Origin of the sequence: Brevibacillus brevis, assembly GCF_031583145.1 — a bacterium.
In the GTDB taxonomy this organism is placed as follows: domain Bacteria; phylum Bacillota; class Bacilli; order Brevibacillales; family Brevibacillaceae; genus Brevibacillus; species Brevibacillus brevis_E.
The window spans coordinates 3,875,631-3,894,003 of record NZ_CP134050.1 but is presented as its reverse complement, the minus strand read 5'-3'; the positions used below and the strand labels follow the sequence as shown (position 1 = coordinate 3,894,003).

Below are 18,373 nucleotides of genomic sequence, written 5' to 3'. Positions count from 1 at the left end.
GTAAAATGGATAGGGAATGGAAGAAGGGTGGACAACCCGTCCATTCGCAGAAACTGTGGAAAAATAAAAAAGAATGCGCCGGGGAGAGCTCCACGGCTAGCACGGGAAGCCGTGCGAAACAGGAGGAATCTTACATAATGGATTGGATTCAACTCGCTTCTACCTATACTCCCGCCAATCCGGACCAACTGTCCGCTTTTGACAGCTTCCGGATGTGGGCCGATCTCAATCGGGCCTGGATCTTATTCGTTCAACTGATCATCGTGTACTATCTCGGCTTCGCGACGCGGATCCGCATGCCCATCCTCAAAACGATCTTATTGTACGTTCTTTTGTTTGCCGGGGCATTGATATTCGCCATCCTGGATGTGCAGCTCCCTGTCAAGAGCGCAATGCTGGTGGCCATTCTGATTTTGGTCATCGTCAAGCTGAGAGTGAAGCCGGAGCAAAACCAAAGAAAGTGAGGGTTCCTGCATGAAACGAGAAGACGCCCTCTTCAACTGGCTGCAGATTCAGGTGGTGGCGGATGCGCGGCCGGACGACCGTTCCGCATGGGACACAGCCGCCTTCTTTACCGAGCTGCTTCGGGAAGACCACCAAGTGACCGGACTCACCTACCGCTTGGAAGGTCCTTGGTATGTGGTGGAAGGCCGGGTAGAAGAAGCTTCGTGGGAAGGCCGTTATCCGGCGGAAGCCGTAGAATCTCTTCTGCATGCCATCGAGAGTGAGCCCAAGTACAATTGTTAACAGAGAAATAGCTCCTTTTGTGCCACCGGAATCTGGTCAAGACCCCATTTAGTGGACAGTAAGAAAAAACCCGACCGTTAGACCGACAGCTGACGTCTGAATTCAACAGGCGTCAGCCTTTTTAATTTTCGTTGTGGTCGACTTTGGTTGTAGAATTGAATATATTCCTCAATTCGCCTTTGTGCCTCATCCACACTTCGGATATCATAAGGGTAGAGCCCTTCCGTTTTGAGATGCGAGAAGAAGCTCTCCATCGAGGCATTATCATAACAGTTGCCTCTCCGAGACATGCTGATTTGGGCGCCAACCTTCGGCAACATGTCGTGGTAAGCGTAGGACGTGTACTGGAATCCCTGATCGCTGTGAACGATCAGTCCAGTCACGTCTTTCGTCTTTTTAAAGGCTTTCTCAAAGGTCCGTAGGACCAACTGATTGTCGTTGCGAACTCCAATGTGGTAAGCCACAATCTCATTATTAAACAAATCCTTAATAGCAGACAGGTAGAGCCACGTATCCGCGACACGATACTGTGTGACATCGGTTACCCATTTTCGATTAGGTGCATCCGCTTTGAAATTCCGCTGCATCACATTCTCAGCGACTCGTCCACCTTCGGTTGAAGCATAGTGACCTCGATATTTGCGGCGTATTCGAGAACGGAGCTTCATTTCTTGCATCAGACGTAGTACCTTCTTATGGTTGACCCATACCCCGTGATCTCGTAAGAGAAACAGCTGGGTTTGTCGATACCCATATTTACCATCATACTTCTTATAAACTACTTTGATGAGGTCTTTCACGGGCTTGTCCCGGTCCGCTTGTTGCCGTTTCAAGTATGCATAGTATCCACTTCTTGAGACTCCAAACAGGTTGCAAAGTTCACTAGTCGTATACTCACCAGCTACTTGCTTGATCGCCTCATACTTATGGGCTGCACCTCCCGCATCCAGATTTTCAAACACTTTTTTAGCATCGAGTTCTCTCGTTTTAGCTTTTTAACATATCGATCTTGGTCAACATATTCTTCACGTCTACCTCGTTGATCCATCAACCCAAATTCGCCTAACTGTTTATATTTTTTCATCCATACTTTAAGCCGGTGGCGGTCCGGAATCCCCAGATGCTCCATGATTCGACGGTATGTCCATCCTTCTTCGATATGCAGTCGTATGGCTTCCACCTTTAATTCGTGAGAATAACTTCTAAACGTTTGCCCCTTTTTCACCATAAAAAATGCACCCCTTAAATTTCATCGGATTTACCAGGGGTTTAATCCAATGTCCATTCTAAGGGGTGCACTTCAATCCGGAAAGTGGTTCGAAAGGGGCTTTTTTTTCTGGGCCGAAAGATGCGGTTTTGCCCGCTCTGCAACCTCACAGACAGGAAGTACGTCTGTAACTGTGCTCCTGACAAGCAGGGGATCATTGGCAATCGCAGAGGGGGAACACAACTTGAAGAAAATCATGAAAAAGCCAGTTTTGGCGGTAGTAGCGGCAGCCGGAATCATCGGGGGCATCACGCCGATCCTGGCAAACGCCAGTTCGTTCGGATCGCCGAGCGCGACCAAAGTAGTCATGAACGAGGAAGGCAAAGAAGTCACCCGCTACAACCTGAAAGAATTGGCGAAAAACGATCCGCAGACGCTGAACATGCTGCTCAAGACGCAAGCCGAGCACCTGTACATCATCGTGGATGAATTGAAGCTGAATACCAAACTGCAGACATACATGGAAGAAAACAAAGAAGAGTGGGAACGGGTTTACAACGACTATTACAGCGATATTTGGCTGGAGGTCCGTTATGCAAAAGACCAAAGCCAGGACGAAATCGTCAGCGTCAGCGCCCAGACCCAAAACGGAAAAGTGTACGTCAAAGGGATTGTGGCCAAGGACGTGACCAAAGTCGTCGTGAAGAAGCCGAACGGAGATGACATCGAAGTCGTTCCGACGAGCGAGCATTCCTTTACCGTGACATTTGCAGCTGCGAATCCTGCTGTGGAGCAGTACGCCGAGGTGCAGGCATTCGCAGGCAGCACTCTGGTGGATAGCGAGAAAGTCAAGATCGTGCCGCAAGCGGAGGAAGCTGCTGACCTGATCATCCACCAAATGGCTGTGCTCGACGCGAAAAAAGGAGAGCTGCAAGTCAAGGGCATCGTCAAGCTGGATGCGGACAAAGTGACCGTCTCCTACGATGGCGTCAAAAGCGATGCCAAAGTGAAGAAGCTGTGGGACGGCGTAGGCAGCTTCAGCATTACCCTGAAGAACGTCAAAGCCACGTCCGGCAAAGTCCTTATCGAAGTGTACACCGATGGTCAAAAGCGCGACTCCGAATCCGCCGAGGTGGAAGTAGTGAACGCTCCGGCGCAGCAGCCAGTCAAAACGTACAGCATTTCAGATACGGCTGTCCTCGATGCCAAAGGCAAAAACGTGAAGGTAAAAGGAAATGTAGTCGGCTGGGAGAAAAAGGCGGATGTGAAATTGTACATCTTCGGGCCAGACGGGAAAAAGCATGAAGTGAAACCGAACGATAAAGGGGAGTATACGGCCAACCTGCCTCTGAAAAACAAATCCTGGAGCGAAGGCTCGGTTCACCTTGAGCTATACGTATCCGGCAAGCTGGTAAAACAGGCCGACATCACTCACGTCGAAAAAACGGTCGTAGAGACCGGGAAGAAAGAAAAAGAGGAAAAGCATCCGAAAGGCAAGGCTTACGGCTATTGGGCAAAGCACGGTCAGTCCAATGATCAAGACGATGATGACGATGATGACGACGATAATGAAGACGACGATCGAGACTAATCTTTTTACGGTCGGTAGGACTGTACGTACTGAATGAGTTCGCGAATATAATCTCCGATGATGGGAATCGAGATAAATTCCTTCAAAATGGAGCCTAAAATTGCCAGAACGATGGCGGTTCCGATCGTCAGCCCCAGACCCCGGGCAAGCCCTGCAAGGAAATTGATCCAAAGCAGCTTGCGCGGGGCTGTATAGTTTTGGATGACATCCGCCAAGCGGATGTCTTCGAGAAACAGGGCGATTTTGTCCATGCGCTCATTGAGTTTGCGCACTTCCTGCAGCTCCTGCAAGAGCTCATCTATTTTTGCCAGTACACGGTCTGTAGGCGACATTGGCGAACCTCCTTTTTCCGGTCGCGAATTCCTCCCTCCAGTTTAGGGAAAAAGAATGGGAGAAGCAAGGCGGGCAGGAAACGTTTGCCTATCATTTGGCAGGCGGGTACAATAGACGTACATCCGTAACAAGGAGGCATCGTAATGGCTGAAACCGTTTCCCGATCACTGTCGGAAGAATTGTTTGGGCTCTTGCAAAAGGAGCGTTTCGTTACGCTGGGTACGATTGATCACGAGACGGGGGCCCCTTCACTCAGTTCATTGTCATGGACACTGGCGAATACCGTCCAGTCCATTCGATTTGCGGTGGATAACCGCTCACGCATTCTGGCGAATATCGCAAAAGAGCCACAGGTCGTTCTGCATTTGATCGGCGCTGGATCCTCTTTCGCCATCAACGGTCGTGCGGAAGTAAAAACCGAACGGTTGGAGGGAGTCCCTCTCAAGCTGGCCATGGTAGAAATCGCGATCGACGCGGTACGAGACATCATGTTTTACGGCTCCCGCATTTCCGTTGAGCCGCAGTATGAAAAAACGTACGACAAAAACGCGGCGGCGAAGTTGGACGCCCAAGTCATGGAAGCGTTGAAAAACGCGTAAGGAATGCCAGGGCAGTGTGAAAATATCCTATTGACAAAAATCCGATCCATCCGGTAGTATTAATGTCAATCAAATGAATAGCAATCTTCTTATCCAGAGAGGCGGAGGGACTGGCCCGATGATGCCCGGCAACCGATCACCTGTACGAAAGGTACAGGGAGATAATGGTGCTAATTCCTGCAGAGTTATCAAACTCTGAAAGATGAGAAGGACTTGCTTACGGCGACGTAAACAAAGGCCTTCTTTCAGAGGAAAGGGGGCTTTTTTTCATGCCCCTCGCAACATTATTGGAGGGAGAGAACGAGATGTATTTGGAGACGAAATTGGTTCAGGCAGGCGTAGGGAAAGATGAAAAGACAGGGGCAGTCAATTTTCCCGTCTATTACTCGACGGCTTATCGTCATCCTACGCTTGGGGAGAGTACGGGATTCGATTACACGCGGACTGCGAATCCGACCCGCGCGGTTCTGGAGGAGACGATGGCAAGTGCGGAGTCCGGCGACGGGGGCTTTGCCTGCGCTTCCGGCATGGCAGCCATCCATACGGTGATGGGGCTGTTTTCCCAGGGGGATCACCTCATTGTGTCTCTCGATTTGTACGGAGGGACGTACCGCCTGTTCGAACAGATCCTGTCCCGCTACGGACTGACATTCTCCTATGTGGATTTGCGCGACCTGGATGCGCTGCGCCACGCGGTACGTCCGGAGACAAAGGCGGTATTCGTGGAGACGCCGACCAATCCGCTGATGCAAATAACCGACATCGGGGAAGTAGCGAAGCTGGCGAAAGATCACGGGCTGCTCACTATCGTAGACAACACGTTCTTGACTCCTTACTGTCAACGCCCGCTGGAGCTTGGAGCCGATATCGTCCTGCACAGCGCTACAAAATATTTGGGAGGTCACAACGACGTCCTGGCCGGTTTCATTGTGACAAAGGGGCAGGAATTGACGGAAAAAATCCGGTTTTTGCACAATTCCATCGGAGCTGTTTTGGGGCCGCAGGACTGTTGGCTTTTGCTTCGCGGCTTGAAGACCTTGGCGCTGCGCATGGAACGCCATGAAGCAAACGCATTTGCCGTAGCAGCGAAGCTGAGCGAGCATCCGGCCGTAGCGGAAGTGTTTTACCCGGGACTCGCAGACCATCCGGGACACGGCGTGCAAAAAAAGCAGGCAAGCGGATTCAGCGGCATGGTGTCCTTCCGCGTCAAGTCGGCGGACCAGGTCAAGCCGTTTTTGAAAAGCCTGCAGATCGTTTCATTCGCGGAGAGCTTGGGCGGAGTGGAGTCGTTGTGTACATACCCGGCGACGCAGACTCATGCGGACATCCCGCTAGAGATCCGGGAGTACGTGGGGGTTTGCGACCGACTGCTGCGGCTGTCAGTTGGAATCGAGCATCCGGCCGATCTGATCGCAGATTTGTGCGAGGCGTTGGATGCCAGCCTGGCAGTGGGAGGGAGCGTACGATGAATTTCGCCACCAAAGTGCTGCATGGCACCTCGTGTTTCGATCCGGTCACAGGAGCGTCGTCGGTTCCCATTTATCAAGCCTCTACCTTCCATCAGGCTGATTTGGATCGTCCGGGCACATTCGATTACGCCCGTTCCGGCAATCCTACCCGACAGGCGCTGGAGGAAGCGATCGCTTGCTTGGAAGGCGGCGAGCGCGGCTTCGCCTTCGCCTCGGGCATGGCGGCTATATCCAGCGTATTCATGCTGTTTTCGGCGGGCGACCACGTGGTTGTGGCCGAAGATGTGTACGGAGGAACGTTTCGCTTCCTGACGAGGGTGCTCTCGCGGATGGGGATCACCGTTACATTTGTCGACGCTTCTCGAACGGAGGAGGTCCGGGCTGCAATCACGCCGGCGACCAAAGGAATTTACCTGGAGACGCCGTCCAACCCTACCTTGAAAGTCACGGATCTGGCGGCTGTGAGCCGGATCGCGAAGGAGCATGGCCTCCTCGTCATCGTGGACAACACGTTTTTGACGCCGTATTACCAGCGGCCTTTGGAGCTGGGAGCAGATATCGTCATCCATAGCGCGACGAAGTTCATCGGCGGCCACAGCGATGTCGTGGCAGGCCTGGCAGTTACTCGCGATGCCGCATTGGGAGAGCAGCTCTACTTTATCCAAAACGGAATGGGAGCCATTCTGGGGGTTCAGGACTGCTGGCTGGTGATGCGCGGTCTCAAGACTTTGAAAGCACGGCTCGATGTCAGCACGCAGACCGCTGGCAAAATCGCCCATTGGCTGTCTGCCCATCCCGCCGTGACCCGCGTCTATTACACCGGGCTAGCGGGTCACCCGGGCCGACACATTCAAGAAGTGCAGGCGAGCGGACACGGGGCCGTCCTGTCCTTTGATGTCGGCAGCAGGGAGCGGGCCAAAGCGCTGTTTGACCGTGTAAAGCTCCCAATCGTGGCGGTCAGCCTCGGAGCGGTGGAAACCATCCTTTCCTACCCTGCCGCGATGTCCCATGCCGCCATGCCGGCAGCGGAACGGCAAGCGCGCGGTATCACCGACGGCTTGGTTCGACTCTCGGCCGGTCTGGAGGAGGCGGATGATTTGATTGCCGACCTCCAGCAAGCCTTGGATCAGCTTCCTCCTCTGGAGCATGAGCATGCGATCCCTACGACAAAAGAGGCATTCACCCGGGCTTAAGGACGCCTGGGCGGATGCCTCTTTCTTTTGATATCGATTACGGCGCAGTGTTTCGATTGTAGTTGGTGGTGTCGTTTGGATGCTGGCGAGGATTGCCGGTTCTGTTGATACGCTGCTCATTTGTGCGAGCAGGGGCCTCTTGCCGTTGCCGTACGTCGCGAGGCAGCTGCGGCATGATTCGTCCCACGATATCGGCGAGCTCTTCGGCGAATCCGGAGACGGGACGGCCTCTGCGGATGTCGTCGGCCATTTCCCGCAATCGCTGTACGATAGCAGGATCTGCTGTGACGACGGCAGTGGCGCCTTGTGGATCCTCCTTCAACGCTTCCGCCACGGAATATTTGATGACGCCTACTTCAGGTCGGTCCAATGCGGGATCGACAGCGATACCGACGACGGCGTATTTGCCGATCACCACGGCAGTTGCGCTTCTGACCTTTTTGACGCGGGTGGCCAGCTGTACCAGACGGTCAGCGGTCGCCTGCGAAGATTGGTTGTAGGTTGGCTGAGGAGCGGTTTGCTGGACACGTTGCGTTTGATGAGCTTGCGTATTCGGCTGAGGCGCCTGATTGGCCTGCTGTCTGTTTCCTGACATGCAGGCAGTCAGCAACAAGCTAATGCCGAGGCATCCGATGACGGTCCGTTTCACAGGCATTCTCCCTTTCAGTATTGCCTTTAAGTGAGGGCAGGTTACGAGTATTTTGTTCCTGCTTGCCTGTTTTCATTCTGACCATTGTCCGTCTATCTGTGTCCCGCCCGACATAAACTTTAGTACATCAAGTTGCCAGAGCAGAGCATCCCTCCAAAAATTGCATAGGGTATATAAGATGGGTAATAGGAGGCGAGATTTTGAAGAAAATCTACGTACTGGACACCAACGTACTCCTGCAAGATCCACGGGCGATGTTTTCTTTCGCCGATAATGAAATCGTCATACCCGCAGTGGTGTTGGAAGAAATTGATTCCAAAAAGCGGTACATGGATGAAATTGGTCGCAACGCAAGGTACGTGTCGCGACTGTTGGACAGCTTCCGGGAGCTGGGACACCTGCACACAGGAATCACGCTCGAGACTGGCGGGCTGTTCCGGGTGGAGCTGAATCATTCCTCGCTTCATCAATTGCAAAAGCAGTTTACGGAAATGACTAATGACAACCGCATTTTGGCGGTCGCGCTTAATTTGCAGGAAGAAGAAAACTTGTCGGAGCATCCTCGCCCGGTGATTTTGGTCAGCAAGGATGCCTTGATGAGGGTAAAAGCAGATGCGCTCAACCTGACCGCGGAGGATTTTCTCTCCGATCGAGTGGTGGGGGAATACTCCAGCATCTACGCAGGGTATCAGAAGATGATGGTCGCGTCAGACGTGATCAAGACGTACTACGCGGCAAGAAAGCTGCATTTGGCCTCCTGTTTTCCCAAATACCGATTTTATCCCCATCAATTTCTCGTTTTGAAGGACGAGATCAATCCGTCCATATCGGCGATCGGAAAAGTCGATCAAGAAGGAAAGACGCTGGAAATGCTCGTGTCAGACGAGGATCCGATCTGGGGGATTCGCGCCCGCAATGTGCAGCAGCGAATGGCGACAGAACTGCTGCTTCGTGACGACATTCCGCTGGTCACCATGACCGGCAAGGCCGGAACGGGAAAAACCTTGCTGGCGTTGGCCGCAGGACTATTGCAGATTGAGGATCAGCAAAAATACAAAAAGCTGCTGGTAGCAAGACCCATTGTCCCACTTGGAAAAGACATCGGCTATTTGCCCGGCGAAAAGGAAGAAAAACTGAGGCCGTGGATGCAGCCGATTTACGATAATTTGGAGTATTTGTTCAACACGAAACGTCCTGGGGATCTGGATAAAATTTTGGCGGGAATGGGAAGTCTGCAGGTAGAGGCGTTGACTTACATTCGCGGGAGATCGATTCCGGGCCAGTTCATCATCATTGATGAAGCCCAAAATCTGACCAAGCATGAGGTCAAGACCATACTGACCCGCGTGGGGGACGGCTCCAAAATCGTGCTGATGGGAGATCCCGAGCAGATCGACCATCCGTACCTGGACGAAAGCAACAACGGGCTCACTTATGTCGTAGAGCTGTTCAAGGATCAAAAGCTGGCCGGCCACATCAAGCTGGAAAAAGGGGAGCGCAGCATTCTGGCTCAGCTGGCTGCCGATTTGCTGTAGGCGTGAATAATTCGCTGCAAACGGCTCATACTAGGATTGTCGAGCCCGAAGATTCATGTTTAACCGGCGCATAGCCTTTCAGGAGGCGAAGAGCAGTGGATAATCATGATCAAGCAGTCGACGAAAGTCGGACAGGTGGAACCACGATTCTTTAGGTAACTTTCAGACTCTACTTGGAGGTTGAAGTGCCAAAGAGAATAATCGGTAAAACCCCATAAGCATCGGGCTCGACAAAGGACCGCTCCCTTTTTGGGAGCGGTTTTCGCTATAAGGGCAACCGCGGCTACTCCAAAAGGCATGGCATAGCCAGGTTATCCAATGTCCTGGCCACTGGTTTGCCGCATGAAAAAAAGCCCGGATGAGGGCCGGGCTGCTAAAAGCTGTCGCAAAAAAAGCTGTGGAGAGTTCTACTGCTTTGCAGCAGCGATGGCTTTTTTCAAGGCCGAGTAAGCGTTGGCGTGCATGCCTTCATGGAACAAGGTGAAAGTGAACATTTCCCCCACTGTACTCATTGTTCCTTTGTTTCCGAGCTTGAATGGCTCAGGGAGCTTTTGGTCCAAACGGTCGGCAAACGTTTCCTTGATGCGCGTTCTTTGTTCTTCCAGCTGCGCGGCGAGAGTTTCCAAAGAGGGAACGTCGCCTTCCCAGCCCGACGGATTGGTCCCTGGCGAAAAGAGGGCAGGGTAAGATGCAGGCAAGTGCGGACAGCTCGGCCCGTACATAAAGAAGTCCTGAACGACGAGGATATGCCCCAGGTTCCAGCGGATGTTGTTGCGGAGTCCGTCCGGGATGATATCTGCCTCTTCTTCTGACGTGTTTTTCAGGGCTCCCAGTGTGAGGTTGCGTATGAAGTCGTAGGAATCCCAGATATAAGAGCTGTTGGACATGCAAAAAACCCCTTTCCTTATTTTGGCGGTACGAGTATCATGTTACCACCAAAAAGCGGCGGAGGGAAACGCTTTCTACGACGATTTTTTGCAAGTTGTCCGCTTTTCCCCATACATATAGTACAGGGGAGGGGGTCACATGGTCAGTGTCGATTCGTCCATCGCGTTTCTCATTTATGTCACCGCCGTATCCAGCGCGGCGGCGGGCGTTACGGAAGCGTGCAAGTCGGTCATTCCGTTCCTCGCGACAGATTACGAGCCCAAGGAAGACTGCTGGGAGGATGTGAACCACGCCGCTCGGCTGACTCACTACAAACGCTTTTTCAACCTGCTCATATCCGTCGTTTCCGCCGGCGTCATTTTCGGATTGATAGGGCTGGACCCCGCTTTGATCCTCACCGGGGCAGAAGTGGTTTACGTGGATGATTCCTGGGAGGTGGGGACGTGGCTGTGGGGCATCGTCGCCGTGTTTGGATCGCCGTTTTTCGCTTCTGTGCTGAAGATTATGGAAAGCTTCAAGCAAAACGCGAGCCACAACCAGCCGCCAAACCGGCCTCGTCGCAAGGTGACGGGACCGCGGGAATAGCGGTTCTTGCCCGCGTGCCGGCAGGTAAGGTAAGATAGCGGTGTACAAAACCGGCAGAAAAGGTGGGCGTCATGGATCGCATCAGATATTTCCGAATGTTGGCTGTTTTTTTGCTGGCGGCACTCATGCTGGCGGCTTGTTCTTCCACAGACTTTGATCCCGAAAATCAACAGGAATACGGCGCGGGAGGCGTTTATTTGGGGCAAAACATCAAAGAAGCCATCGGCGTGCTCAAACCGGCCAAAGCCGATTTCATGGATATGGTTTCGCGGCAGACGTATACAATCGATCAAATGGCTGCCGGAGAAGGTGAGGCAGTCATGGGCATGCTGCTCGTCGACCACAGCCAGCTGATCGTAAAAGTAAAAAACGGGCTGATTCAGTCGATCATGCTTGGCGCAGTGGCGCAGGAAGACGCCCAGAAGTTCAAAACCATTCGAGGCCTCGGGATGTACGACAGCGCTGACCAGTTGCAAAAGCTGTACGGAAAAGGAACGGGAGAGAAAGAAGTCGTGTACCAGGGAAGCAAGTACCAGGCGAGCTTTGGCCTTGCGGATCAAAAGGTGGCCTGGATGCGCTTCGATATGCGGTGATGACGCAAAAAGGGAAGTGAGCCTGAGCCAGGCATCACTTCCCTTTTCCGTCACAGCCAGTTTACAGAGAGCCGATAAGCCCGTGCGATTCCCTCCACCAATTCGGCTAGCGAGTGATCCACGATCCAGACGGAGGTGTCCTGCACATCGCCTGGAATGAAGCCGACTGCGTGCTCCTTGAGCTGCTCTTCGGCAGCCCAGCGATCCCTGTCATTTCCCTCGCCCAATGCCAGGGCAAATAACGCAACGCGGTCCGCATACAAATAATGATTGCCGCTCTCGCTGATAAAACCCGTGTCGTCAAGAGAAACGACCTGTGCTTGCGGCGGCAGCAGCAGCAGAGGGAACACCTCTCCGAGCATGTGGGACTTGGTCAGCACAGCCTCCAGTTTGTCGCGCTCCTCCTCACCTTCGACGATAAAAAGCAGCTTGTCGCGGTCAAAGACATTGACATGGTCTCCGATTTTATGTATGACTTGAGCATAGAAGCCCGGCAGTTTGCCTGTCGGCACTTGCATTTCTACGCCGTACATCGGGCGCATTTTTCCTCACCTCGCATCATCCGTTGTTTCTTTATCGTAACAAAAAAAGGAGGAGGTTCCTATGAGCGAACCACAATTTTCGATCCAATCCTTTGCGCTTGGAGATTTCCAGACCAATGCGTACGTGTTGACCCATTCGGGTACGGGGGAGACCATCGTCATCGACCCTGGCATGAATCCCGGCCCGCTGCTGGGGGCCATTCAGGGGAAGAAGGTCGTGGCGGTGCTGCTGACGCATGCCCATCTGGACCACATCGGCGGCCTGAATGATGTGCGCGCCTTGACAAAAGCCCCTGTCTATATCCATCCGCTGGAACAGGAGTGGCTGACCAACCCGGATTTGAACGGCTCGAGCCGTTGGAACCTGCCAGTTCCGATCGTATGCGAGCGGGCTGAATTTGAGCTGGCTGACGGACAAACACTTGAGATCGCCGGACTTGCCATTCAGGTTCTCCATACACCTGGACATTCGCCGGGGAGCTGCTCGTTCGTCATCGGCAAGCATTGCTTCGGCGGGGATGTGCTTTTCGCGCAGAGCATCGGGCGTACGGATCTGCCGGGCGGAGACTTTGAGACATTGATGACCAGCATTCAGGACAAACTGTTCGAGCTGGATGACGATACGATCGTGTATCCGGGGCATGGTCCCAAAACCACGATCGATACGGAAAAAACGTACAATCCGTTTGTGAACGGTCTCCGTTAAGGCAAAGGCAAAAGGCCGTTTTCAGGCAGTAGAGAGGATTTTTCGGCCAAGCGGCGAAATGGGAAGGGTCAATAGGAAAAAGGAGACAGATTTCTATGAAGGAAAATTGGTGCCGTTGGGCCGTCATCCTCGCTTTTTGCACGGCGAGCGTCGCGGGCTGTGTCCCGCCGCAGGCAGCGAAGCAGGAGAAGCCCTCCACCGCTCCTGCCGAAACGGCGCCCCCGCCCCTTCCCGCTACGCCTTCGGAGGAGAAGCCAGACCAGACACAGGATGCTACTTCTATGCAGCCCGCCTCTTCGCCAAACGAGGCGCCCTCGCGTTTTCCTGAACAGCGCCTGACGCTCATGGCTGTCGGGGATATTATGGTTCATCAGGAGCAGCTGGATGCAGCATGGGACCCAAAGACCAAAACGTATGACTTTCATCCGTTTTTTACCAATGTCGTCCCATTGTTTCGGAAAGCGGACCTGGTCATCGGCAATCTGGAGACGACGATGAGCGGCAGCGCCACCGGCTATTCCGGTTATCCGATGTTCAATACGCCGGCATCACTCGGACATACGCTCAAAGATGTGGGCTTCACCGCGGTTTCGACGGCGAACAATCACTCGCTGGACCGCAGGGAGGCGGGTGTGCTGCAGACGATCAAACATCTCGACGAGGCAGGGATCCTGCACACGGGGACCTTCGCCAGTCCGGAAGAGCGGGATGAACCGCTGCTACTGAAAAAGGACGGCTTCACACTTGCGCTGCTGTCGTATACGTACGGCACGAACGGCATTTCCATCCCGCCAGGCAAGCCGTATTTGATCAATTTGATCAATCCCGAGCTGATCAAAAAAGACATTGCCCGGGCGCGGGAACAAGGGGCCGACCTCGTCGCAGTCGCCCTGCACTTCGGCGTCGAGTACCAGCGGATGCCCAACGAAGCGCAAAAGAAAACGGCCGAGCTCTGCCTCCAGTACGGGGCCGATCTGATACTGGGAGCCCACCCGCACGTCGTACAGCCGTACGAATGGAAGACGGTGACGTTGGAAGACGGCCGGGAGCATAAAGGTTTGATCGCTTACTCGCTAGGCAATTTCATTTCGGCACAACGCTGGGATTACAAGGACGTCGGAGCGATTCTCAAGCTGACGCTGCATAAAGATGGGCAGGGGAGTGCGAGCATCGAAAGCGCAGAGATGATTCCGACCTACGTGCATTTCTACCGGAAGTCCGGAAAGCGCCATTATGTCATTTATCCCGTTCCGCAAACATTGGCAAACTTGCAAAAGGGCGAAAAATACCCGACCCTCACCAAGGATGCGATCGCGTATATGAAGCGTCTGGAAGGGGAGATGGCCGTACATGTCAGCACGGTCGTATCCAAGAAAAAAGCCAGCTGAAGAGCTGGCCTTATTTCTTTCCAAATCCGAACGGGAGGTTCAGCTTTAGCTGCAGCTTGAGTTCCTCGTTCATCATTGAGATTCCTTCCACCTGAATGTTCGGCGAGATCAATTCGGGATAAAAGCCGAGATCGTACATCTTTTCCATATCTGCTACCGTCGACTGCGGCAGGGCGAACCCGTCAAAATATAGCTCCTTGATGTGAAACTTGAGCTGAACCGGGGAGACCAGCTCATACGCCCCGACCAGGCGAAGCTGCATATGGTCGTAGGAGCCTTCGACGGTTAGCTGGTTATCTTCAAACGTAAAGTGCGATTGCTTGAACAATGCGTCTTTGCTCATGAGAAACTGGTTGAACTCGTCCTGCCTGATGGTCAGTGTATGCGAAAAAAGGCCATTGGACTGAATCCGGTCCGGTGTGGCGAGCTCGGGCACTTGCACCATCACGTCGGCGAGCAGCCCGAAAAACGTCTGAAAGGCGGGCAATCCGCGCTTCTGCCAGTCTGCGACAAGATGGTCCATCAGTGCTTCGACGGCAGTGGGGTCGTCCAGCTTTTGTACGTTCTTCTCTTTTTCCGCCTGCACCGCAAGCATTTCGGACAACTGCGCCTCGTATTTCTTACGCAGCTCCCCCAATTTGGCGAGCCGTTCCCGCTCGTCCTGCTGCAGGGTGAAGAGCTTGGCCCGTTCGGCCTGGAACGACTCCAGCCGCTGCATGTCGCGGTCGTATACGATTTGGATAAAGTCGAACATCGATAAAAACTCGTTGAAATTTTCCGCATTGAAGAGGAGAGTCAGAAGATTGGCGCGCTCACCGGTATAGTAGGCTCTCGCCACTTCTCCCGCATGGCGCTGCATGGCTTCGATCACCAGCTTTTGCCGCTGCAAGTCCAGTTCGATCTGGGCGATATCACCTTGGGTCCGCTTTTCTTCCTGCTTGAGCAGGGTAAGTGTACGCTCCAATTCTTTTTGAGTAAAATGCTGTTGCAAGATTAGTTGCTCCAAAGAAACAGGCTTCTCCTCCTGGGCAAAAACCGTGAGCGGACATGCCAATAGGAACAGGATGAGCAGAAATTTACGCATGATTTCACCTTTTGTATCGTGATGGGAAGCGGTGTGCCGGATGTCGCACCTATTCTCTCCACATTGTATGACTTCTTTTCGTATTATAGCCTTATCAGGATGAATTTGGATAGCAGGAGAAGAGCCCAATGAATCTCTATACTGTCATACGCGAAGAAATAGCAAGCCGTCCGGAGCGGGCCATCCCCTTTTCCCGTTACATGGAGCTGGCACTGTACCACCCTGTCTACGGCTACTACATGTCTGACAAACCGAAAGTAGGCAAATCCGGAGATTTTTACACAAGTGCCTCGGTACACCCTGTATTTGGGGAAACGCTGGCCGATGCCGCCGCAGAAATGTGGCGGGCTGGCGGGCTGCTGCCTGCACCGGTGCTGGTCGAGATCGGCGGAGGGACGGGCGCCCTTTGCCGTCACATACTCGATCGGCTGCAAATGGCGGAACCGGATCTATACCGTTCGCTTACCGTCATGCTGATCGAGGCGAGTCCGTATCATCGCCGGCTGCAGGAAGAAGCTTTACAGGCTCACGACGTCCCAAAGCTTTGGTTTGCCTCGCTGGCGGAAGCGGCAGAGCACCAGCGTATCGACGGCGTCATCCTTTCCAATGAGTGGCTGGATGCGTTTCCTGTGCATGTGGTGGAACGATCAGGGGCAGGGTGGCGGGAAATCTGGGTAACGGAAAAGGGAGACGGATTCGCAGAGCAGAGGGGAGAAGTGACGCCCCGTTTGGCGGAATATCTCCAAGCTTTGAAAAGGGATGTTCCAAACGGGATGCGGCTGGAGGTCAACCTGGAGCTGGAGCAGGCTGCCACGGACGTCTCGCGGCTCTTGAACAGAGGCTACGTCGTGACGATTGACTACGGGGATACGGAGGAAGAACTCTATCATCCCAGCCGAAAAAACGGGACGCTGATGTGCTATTACCGGCATCAGGCGCACGAAGATCCATTCGCGCACCCGGGGGAGGAAGACATCACGGCACACGTCAACTTTTCAGCATGGAAAAGATACGGGGAGAGGCAGGGGCTGAGGGAGGTCGCCTACATGCGGCAGGACAAGTTTTTGATGAACTGCGGCCTTTTGCAAAAAGCCGTCGCCCACAACGATCGGGATCCGTTCACCAGTATCGCCATGAAGCGAAATCGGGCGATTTTGCAGCTGATCGATCCGGCTGGGCTGGGAGGGCGTTTCCGGGTCATGGTTCAGGCCAAGGAAGTCGATGCCAAGGCAGGTTTGCGCTTTTTGGAAAACGGGTTTCCCTCGTAGGTGCGGACAGGCACGAAACAAAAAAGATGCTCATAAGCGAGCATCTTTTTTCATTACAGCATCATTTGCAGCATAGCGTGTTCTCCGCCGCCGACCGGCATGATGAAGAACGTGTAGTAAGTGAAGCCAACGAAAGACAGGAACATAAAGCCGAAGAAGATGTTCAGGTACACTCTCTCCGTCAGGCTCATGTAGCTAAGCGCTACGAAGAAGGCGGTCAGACCGAAGAAGATCAGCGCCATAGGATACAAGCCGCCCCAGAAAGACATGAGCGCAATGGCGATGGTCCAAAAACCGAGAACGCGATACATACGATCCATCTGTGTCCCCCCTTTTTGCATAGAACGGTAAGATTTACAAGATTCCTTCCCCATTATATAGGACGGGCGGATGTGTGTAAACGGGAAGGTATGACGGTTTTTTGGCAGATAGGAAAATACAGGATATCCCGTTTTCAATATTGTATCACTGTATAATTACACGAGCTGCAGCCGCCGATCATGGAGTCGTCTTCACGTAATACAATGTTCCCTAAGTACGTTTCGAATATTCCCATCAGCAGCGCGTTGTGCATGTGGCAGACAGAACGGGGGAATTTTTTTGCCGTGTCTGAAAACGTGCAGTTGTTCACGCGGAAGCGAAGGACGCCATCCGATACCGGTTCGATCTCCGGCTTCAACCCCTGGGCCACGACCAGACGTTCGATGTGGCTCAACTTTTCATCCATAGTAGCGCTTGCAAGGTTCAAGCCGCTTTTGGCGACCGCCCGTTTTGCCATTTCGGTTCCCATGCGATGCCCCATATTGACCAGGGCTGTTTCGCCTGCTTCTCCGAGCGAGAGCAGGGTTTCGATCGCAATGTCAGCCAAAAGCTGATAGTCGCGAGGGGGGAACTGCAGGCTTACCACTTGGTCAGACAGCGAGTACAACCGGCTTGGACGCCCTCCCTTTCCGCTTTTGTCCGACACGGATGTAAGCAAATGGACGTCCTCCAATTTCGTTAAGTGCAGCCGGGCCACGTTCGGGTGAATGGAAAAATGGTCGGCTACGTCCTGAACTGTAATCGGGTCTTTGCTGTTAGCGACATATTGGTAGATGGAAAAACGGGTGGGGTCAGCTAAAGCGCTGGTTAACTTTTGAGCATCACATTCCATGCTGTTACCCCTTTCATCAGCAAATCAACATAAGTGTATCCGATTTTGAGCGGATTGTTAAGGTTGTAGTGTGTTTACGAGGCCAAGCACGACCATTTTTGTGGTGTTGGCAACGCCAGGCACGTGTGCTGCCGTGCAAATCGCCCTGATTTGCATCTAGTTTTTAGATTAACTACTATTGACATAGTGTTAATCGCACATATATAATCCGTAGTAAAGAAGGATTTTTTATTAGCTAACTTTTTGCAAGTGTCGATTTCCATCATTTGGGACATCGAACGCAATGCCTGGCAGTAAGTGAACGAACCGTATAGATGAGATGGAGGGGTAACCGATGGCAGTTGCTGAACGTACCAGAACAAACAAATTAACGTTTTTCACGTATCCGAGCTGCACATCCTGTCGCAAAGCCAAAGCGTGGCTGGCAGAGAACGGAGTCAATTACGAAGAGCGTCACCTGTTTAAAAACCCGCCGACAGCGGAAGAGCTGCTGGACATCATCAAAATGACGACGAACGGATTGGACGAAATTTTGTCCACCAGAAGCCAGCGTTTCAAAAACCTGGACGTCGACATCAATGACATGTCCGTCAAAGAGCTGCTGGAGATGCTGAGCGAAGAGCCGCAGCTCCTGAAGCGGCCGATCCTGACCGATGGCGAAAATCTGATCGTCGGTTTCAATTCTTCCGCGATGAAAAACCTGCTGTCGTAAAAAGAGTATGAGCTGCCTGCCTGTTGCAGGAGCGATAATGGCAAAGAGAGGGAGGCTGGCGCCCCCTCTTTTTTGTTTTGGAAATTTCTCCTTCATGCTTTCGTAGGCTTTTGCCCATGCAGGCGGTAAAA

At 53.0% G+C, this 18,373-nt stretch carries 22 protein-coding genes and 1 riboswitch; of the genes, 13 read left to right on the top strand and 9 right to left on the bottom strand.

Going from position 1 to position 18,373, the window contains the following annotated elements; translation table 11 throughout:
• Nucleotides 1-137: 137 nt before the first annotated feature.
• Both RGB73_RS19315 and RGB73_RS19310 read left to right on the top strand, forming a co-directional pair.
• Nucleotides 138-464 (top strand): YlaH-like family protein, encoded by a 327-nt coding sequence (locus RGB73_RS19315; protein WP_310764382.1) that lies wholly within the window; start codon nucleotides 138-140, stop codon nucleotides 462-464.
• 10 nt (nucleotides 465-474) lie between these two features.
• Nucleotides 475-747, top strand: a complete 273-nt coding sequence (locus RGB73_RS19310; protein WP_310764381.1) for a hypothetical protein — start codon at nucleotides 475-477, stop codon at nucleotides 745-747.
• A gap of 77 nt (nucleotides 748-824) precedes the next feature.
• Here RGB73_RS19310 and RGB73_RS19305 read toward each other — a convergent pair whose 3' ends face one another.
• Complete coding sequence (locus tag RGB73_RS19305) at nucleotides 825-1,709, bottom strand: IS3 family transposase (RefSeq protein WP_310763497.1); 885 nt, start codon at nucleotides 1,707-1,709, stop codon at nucleotides 825-827.
• On the bottom strand, nucleotides 1,649-1,975 hold the full coding sequence (locus tag RGB73_RS19300) for a helix-turn-helix domain-containing protein (protein ID WP_024985204.1): 327 nt from the start codon (nucleotides 1,973-1,975) through the stop codon (nucleotides 1,649-1,651). The genes RGB73_RS19305 and RGB73_RS19300 overlap by 61 nt, the downstream gene beginning before the upstream one ends.
• A gap of 223 nt (nucleotides 1,976-2,198) precedes the next feature.
• Here RGB73_RS19300 and RGB73_RS19295 point away from each other — a divergent pair, with 223 nt between their 5' ends.
• Nucleotides 2,199-3,545: a hypothetical protein gene (locus RGB73_RS19295; protein ID WP_310764380.1), complete on the top strand. Its 1,347-nt coding sequence runs from the start codon at nucleotides 2,199-2,201 to the stop codon at nucleotides 3,543-3,545.
• Between the two features lie 5 nt (nucleotides 3,546-3,550).
• Here the strand turns inward: RGB73_RS19295 and RGB73_RS19290 are convergent, their stop codons facing one another.
• Nucleotides 3,551-3,877 (bottom strand): DUF5665 domain-containing protein, encoded by a 327-nt coding sequence (locus tag RGB73_RS19290; RefSeq protein ID WP_310764379.1) that lies wholly within the window; start codon nucleotides 3,875-3,877, stop codon nucleotides 3,551-3,553.
• A gap of 144 nt (nucleotides 3,878-4,021) precedes the next feature.
• Here RGB73_RS19290 and RGB73_RS19285 point away from each other — a divergent pair, with 144 nt between their 5' ends.
• The 3 genes from RGB73_RS19285 to RGB73_RS19275 all read left to right on the top strand — a co-directional run bounded on the left by RGB73_RS19285 (nucleotide 4,022) and on the right by RGB73_RS19275 (nucleotide 7,139).
• The gene (locus RGB73_RS19285; protein WP_310764378.1) at nucleotides 4,022-4,477 is read left to right on the top strand and encodes a pyridoxamine 5'-phosphate oxidase family protein; all 456 of its coding nucleotides are present in this window, start codon (nucleotides 4,022-4,024) and stop codon (nucleotides 4,475-4,477) included.
• 86 nt (nucleotides 4,478-4,563) lie between these two features.
• A riboswitch (SAM riboswitch) is annotated at nucleotides 4,564-4,686 on the top strand.
• A gap of 96 nt (nucleotides 4,687-4,782) precedes the next feature.
• Entirely contained in the window at nucleotides 4,783-5,946 is a 1,164-nt protein-coding gene (locus RGB73_RS19280) for an aminotransferase class I/II-fold pyridoxal phosphate-dependent enzyme (protein WP_310774437.1), read from the top strand.
• Nucleotides 5,943-7,139, top strand: a complete 1,197-nt coding sequence (locus RGB73_RS19275; protein ID WP_310764377.1) for an aminotransferase class I/II-fold pyridoxal phosphate-dependent enzyme — start codon at nucleotides 5,943-5,945, stop codon at nucleotides 7,137-7,139. The genes RGB73_RS19280 and RGB73_RS19275 overlap by 4 nt, the downstream gene beginning before the upstream one ends.
• A gap of 37 nt (nucleotides 7,140-7,176) precedes the next feature.
• Here the strand turns inward: RGB73_RS19275 and RGB73_RS19270 are convergent, their stop codons facing one another.
• Entirely contained in the window at nucleotides 7,177-7,794 is a 618-nt protein-coding gene (locus tag RGB73_RS19270) for a YhcN/YlaJ family sporulation lipoprotein (RefSeq protein WP_310764376.1), read from the bottom strand.
• A gap of 194 nt (nucleotides 7,795-7,988) precedes the next feature.
• On the opposite strand from RGB73_RS19270, the gene RGB73_RS19265 reads away from it, so the two are divergent.
• Entirely contained in the window at nucleotides 7,989-9,323 is a 1,335-nt protein-coding gene (locus RGB73_RS19265; protein WP_310764375.1) for a PhoH family protein, read from the top strand.
• A gap of 407 nt (nucleotides 9,324-9,730) precedes the next feature.
• Here RGB73_RS19265 and RGB73_RS19260 read toward each other — a convergent pair whose 3' ends face one another.
• Nucleotides 9,731-10,210 (bottom strand): DinB family protein, encoded by a 480-nt coding sequence (locus RGB73_RS19260; RefSeq protein WP_310764374.1) that lies wholly within the window; start codon nucleotides 10,208-10,210, stop codon nucleotides 9,731-9,733.
• Between the two features lie 139 nt (nucleotides 10,211-10,349).
• Between RGB73_RS19260 and RGB73_RS19255 the strand changes: the two genes are divergently transcribed.
• Nucleotides 10,350-10,796, top strand: a complete 447-nt coding sequence (locus RGB73_RS19255; protein ID WP_310764373.1) for a hypothetical protein — start codon at nucleotides 10,350-10,352, stop codon at nucleotides 10,794-10,796.
• 71 nt (nucleotides 10,797-10,867) lie between these two features.
• A complete protein-coding gene (locus RGB73_RS19250; protein ID WP_310764372.1) occupies nucleotides 10,868-11,389 on the top strand; it encodes a hypothetical protein in 522 nt (173 codons plus the stop codon).
• 50 nt (nucleotides 11,390-11,439) lie between these two features.
• On the opposite strand, the gene RGB73_RS19245 is transcribed toward RGB73_RS19250, so the two are convergent.
• The gene (locus RGB73_RS19245) at nucleotides 11,440-11,931 is read right to left on the bottom strand and encodes a hypothetical protein (protein ID WP_310764371.1); all 492 of its coding nucleotides are present in this window, start codon (nucleotides 11,929-11,931) and stop codon (nucleotides 11,440-11,442) included.
• 61 nt (nucleotides 11,932-11,992) lie between these two features.
• Here RGB73_RS19245 and RGB73_RS19240 point away from each other — a divergent pair, with 61 nt between their 5' ends.
• Nucleotides 11,993-12,637 carry an MBL fold metallo-hydrolase gene (locus RGB73_RS19240; protein ID WP_310764370.1) on the top strand — a complete coding sequence of 215 codons (645 nt, stop codon included), beginning with the start codon at nucleotides 11,993-11,995 and terminating at the stop codon, nucleotides 12,635-12,637.
• Between the two features lie 95 nt (nucleotides 12,638-12,732).
• Complete coding sequence (locus RGB73_RS19235) at nucleotides 12,733-14,025, top strand: CapA family protein (RefSeq protein ID WP_310764369.1); 1,293 nt, start codon at nucleotides 12,733-12,735, stop codon at nucleotides 14,023-14,025.
• A 10-nt stretch (nucleotides 14,026-14,035) separates the two neighbouring features.
• Here the strand turns inward: RGB73_RS19235 and RGB73_RS19230 are convergent, their stop codons facing one another.
• Nucleotides 14,036-15,109: a coiled-coil domain-containing protein gene (locus tag RGB73_RS19230; RefSeq protein WP_310764368.1), complete on the bottom strand. Its 1,074-nt coding sequence runs from the start codon at nucleotides 15,107-15,109 to the stop codon at nucleotides 14,036-14,038.
• 128 nt (nucleotides 15,110-15,237) lie between these two features.
• Here RGB73_RS19230 and RGB73_RS19225 point away from each other — a divergent pair, with 128 nt between their 5' ends.
• Nucleotides 15,238-16,377, top strand: a complete 1,140-nt coding sequence (locus RGB73_RS19225; RefSeq protein WP_310764367.1) for a class I SAM-dependent methyltransferase — start codon at nucleotides 15,238-15,240, stop codon at nucleotides 16,375-16,377.
• A 53-nt stretch (nucleotides 16,378-16,430) separates the two neighbouring features.
• Here RGB73_RS19225 and RGB73_RS19220 read toward each other — a convergent pair whose 3' ends face one another.
• Together RGB73_RS19220 and RGB73_RS19215 are read right to left on the bottom strand one after the other, a co-directional pair.
• The gene (locus RGB73_RS19220) at nucleotides 16,431-16,697 is read right to left on the bottom strand and encodes a DUF2626 family protein (protein ID WP_310764366.1); all 267 of its coding nucleotides are present in this window, start codon (nucleotides 16,695-16,697) and stop codon (nucleotides 16,431-16,433) included.
• Nucleotides 16,698-16,831: 134 nt separating this feature from the next.
• The gene (locus tag RGB73_RS19215) at nucleotides 16,832-17,530 is read right to left on the bottom strand and encodes a helix-turn-helix transcriptional regulator (protein WP_310764365.1); all 699 of its coding nucleotides are present in this window, start codon (nucleotides 17,528-17,530) and stop codon (nucleotides 16,832-16,834) included.
• 334 nt (nucleotides 17,531-17,864) lie between these two features.
• Here RGB73_RS19215 and RGB73_RS19210 point away from each other — a divergent pair, with 334 nt between their 5' ends.
• The gene (locus RGB73_RS19210; RefSeq protein WP_310764364.1) at nucleotides 17,865-18,242 is read left to right on the top strand and encodes a Spx/MgsR family RNA polymerase-binding regulatory protein; all 378 of its coding nucleotides are present in this window, start codon (nucleotides 17,865-17,867) and stop codon (nucleotides 18,240-18,242) included.
• The last annotated feature ends 131 nt before the right edge of the window (nucleotides 18,243-18,373 follow it).

Excerpts from the sequence above, each read along its gene's own strand:
- RGB73_RS19260 (WP_310764374.1), bottom strand. The coding sequence starts at position 10,210 with ATGTCCAACAGCTCTTATATCTGGGATTCCTACGACTTCATACGCAAC.
- RGB73_RS19290 (WP_310764379.1), bottom strand. The coding sequence starts at position 3,877 with ATGTCGCCTACAGACCGTGTACTGGCAAAAATAGATGAGCTCTTGCAG.
- RGB73_RS19255 (WP_310764373.1), top strand. The coding sequence starts at position 10,350 with ATGGTCAGTGTCGATTCGTCCATCGCGTTTCTCATTTATGTCACCGCC.
- RGB73_RS19245 (WP_310764371.1), bottom strand. The coding sequence starts at position 11,931 with ATGCGCCCGATGTACGGCGTAGAAATGCAAGTGCCGACAGGCAAACTG.
- RGB73_RS19240 (WP_310764370.1), top strand. The coding sequence starts at position 11,993 with ATGAGCGAACCACAATTTTCGATCCAATCCTTTGCGCTTGGAGATTTC.
- RGB73_RS19310 (WP_310764381.1), top strand. The coding sequence starts at position 475 with ATGAAACGAGAAGACGCCCTCTTCAACTGGCTGCAGATTCAGGTGGTG.
- RGB73_RS19315 (WP_310764382.1), top strand. The coding sequence starts at position 138 with ATGGATTGGATTCAACTCGCTTCTACCTATACTCCCGCCAATCCGGAC.
- RGB73_RS19230 (WP_310764368.1), bottom strand. The coding sequence starts at position 15,109 with ATGCGTAAATTTCTGCTCATCCTGTTCCTATTGGCATGTCCGCTCACG.
- RGB73_RS19210 (WP_310764364.1), top strand. The coding sequence starts at position 17,865 with ATGGCAGTTGCTGAACGTACCAGAACAAACAAATTAACGTTTTTCACG.
- RGB73_RS19225 (WP_310764367.1), top strand. The coding sequence starts at position 15,238 with ATGAATCTCTATACTGTCATACGCGAAGAAATAGCAAGCCGTCCGGAG.
- RGB73_RS19235 (WP_310764369.1), top strand. The coding sequence starts at position 12,733 with ATGAAGGAAAATTGGTGCCGTTGGGCCGTCATCCTCGCTTTTTGCACG.
- RGB73_RS19250 (WP_310764372.1), top strand. The coding sequence starts at position 10,868 with ATGGATCGCATCAGATATTTCCGAATGTTGGCTGTTTTTTTGCTGGCG.
- RGB73_RS19270 (WP_310764376.1), bottom strand. The coding sequence starts at position 7,794 with ATGCCTGTGAAACGGACCGTCATCGGATGCCTCGGCATTAGCTTGTTG.
- RGB73_RS19220 (WP_310764366.1), bottom strand. The coding sequence starts at position 16,697 with ATGGATCGTATGTATCGCGTTCTCGGTTTTTGGACCATCGCCATTGCG.
- RGB73_RS19285 (WP_310764378.1), top strand. The coding sequence starts at position 4,022 with ATGGCTGAAACCGTTTCCCGATCACTGTCGGAAGAATTGTTTGGGCTC.
- RGB73_RS19275 (WP_310764377.1), top strand. The coding sequence starts at position 5,943 with ATGAATTTCGCCACCAAAGTGCTGCATGGCACCTCGTGTTTCGATCCG.
- RGB73_RS19215 (WP_310764365.1), bottom strand. The coding sequence starts at position 17,530 with ATGGAATGTGATGCTCAAAAGTTAACCAGCGCTTTAGCTGACCCCACC.
- RGB73_RS19300 (WP_024985204.1), bottom strand. The coding sequence starts at position 1,975 with ATGGTGAAAAAGGGGCAAACGTTTAGAAGTTATTCTCACGAATTAAAG.
- RGB73_RS19280 (WP_310774437.1), top strand. The coding sequence starts at position 4,783 with ATGTATTTGGAGACGAAATTGGTTCAGGCAGGCGTAGGGAAAGATGAA.